Origin of the sequence: Christensenella intestinihominis (genome assembly GCF_001678845.1) — a bacterium.
GTDB lineage: Bacteria > Bacillota > Clostridia > Christensenellales > Christensenellaceae > Christensenella > Christensenella intestinihominis.
The window spans coordinates 1-1,464 of the sequence record NZ_MAIQ01000025.1; the positions used below are offsets into that span (position 1 = coordinate 1).

Annotated in this window: 1 protein-coding gene; it reads left to right on the top strand. The window is 48.0% G+C overall.

Translation table 11 applies throughout. The features are described from left to right. Positions 1-72: 72 nt before the first annotated feature. Positions 73-1,311 (top strand): IS256 family transposase, encoded by a 1,239-nt coding sequence (locus BBD38_RS14165; RefSeq protein WP_066689369.1) that lies wholly within the window; start codon positions 73-75, stop codon positions 1,309-1,311. Positions 1,312-1,464: the final 153 nt, after the last annotated feature.

Here is a 1,464-nt window from a genome sequence, read left to right on the forward strand (position 1 = left end):
GAGACCGTTTCAAGGATTGTGTAAACCTCTGTTGGGATGTAGAATAGAGAACATCTCAATGGAGGTTTTAAAATGGGAAGAAAACAGTTAACAGAAGAAGAAAAAGCCAGAAAAGCTCTATTTAAGGAATTTTTGAAGGAGTATCCTATCAAGGATGAGCAGGACTTGAATGCCCTGGTGCGTGAGTTCGTGAGCGACATCATTGGCGATGGGCTGGAAGCGGAACTGGATGAGGAGCTCGGCTACAGCAGGTACGACTACAAAAACAAGCAGACGGACAACAGCCGTAACGGCAGCTATGAAAAGACGCTGCACACCAGTTATGGCGATACGGATATCAAAGTACCCCGTGACCGCCAGGGCGAGTTTGAGCCGCAGCTTGTCAAGAAACACCAGAACACGCTGAAGCAGGACATGGAGGAAAAGATAATCTCCATGTACGCCAAAGGGATGACCACCGGCGATATGGAATCGCATGTACGCGAATTGTACGGCCTGGAGCTTTCCGACAGCACAATCAGCCGGATAACGGACAAGATACTGCCCGTAGCCAAAGAATGGCAGCAGCGACCTCTTGAGAGCATCTACGCGGTAATATTCCTTGATGCCATCCACTATCATGTGCGCGATGAAGGACGCATCATCAAGAAAGCCGTGTACATCTGCATGGGCGTAGACATGGACGGTCGGAAGGATATCCTTGGGCTGTGGGTTGGCGAAAATGAGAGCAGTAAGTTCTGGCTTTCCGTGATAAACGACCTGAAAAGCCGGGGTGTGGAAGATATCCTGATTGCTTGTATAGATGGACTGGCAGGTTTCCCGGAGGCCATAGCGGCAGTTTATCCCCAAACGGAAATACAACGTTGTATCATCCATCAAATCCGCAACAACACAAAGTTCGTGTCCTACAAAGACCTGAAGGCACTGATGTCGGATTTGAAAGCCGTGTATCAAGCCATAAACGAAGACACGGCCCTACAGAATCTTGAGGTGTTCGATGAGCGTTGGGGCAAGAAATATCCTAGGATAGCGGCATCCTGGCGGGAGAACTGGCCGGAGCTTTCGGCATATTTCAAATATCCGCAGGCTGTCCGAACGCTGATTTACACCACCAACGCCATAGAGGGCTACAATCGCCAGCTTAGGAAGGTTACCAAAAACAAGGGGGCTTTTCCCAGCGACACAGCCCTTTTCAAGATGCTTTATCTCGCCACCATGGACATTACTCAAAAATGGACTGGGAAGCGTAAGGACTGGGGCGAAATCCATAACCAGCTCTCGGTGTTCTTTTCCCAAAGACTGCCTTACTAACATGCTGTTTGAGATATTGACCTTGACGTTGGAACTCTAATTTGCTAAAGTGCTGAAAAAGGAGCTGATTCTTAAAGGCTCAGCTCCTTAGAAAAAATCTGTTCGATATTCTACTTCTCATTTCTGAGAATACACAAAATTTGAAACGCTGCC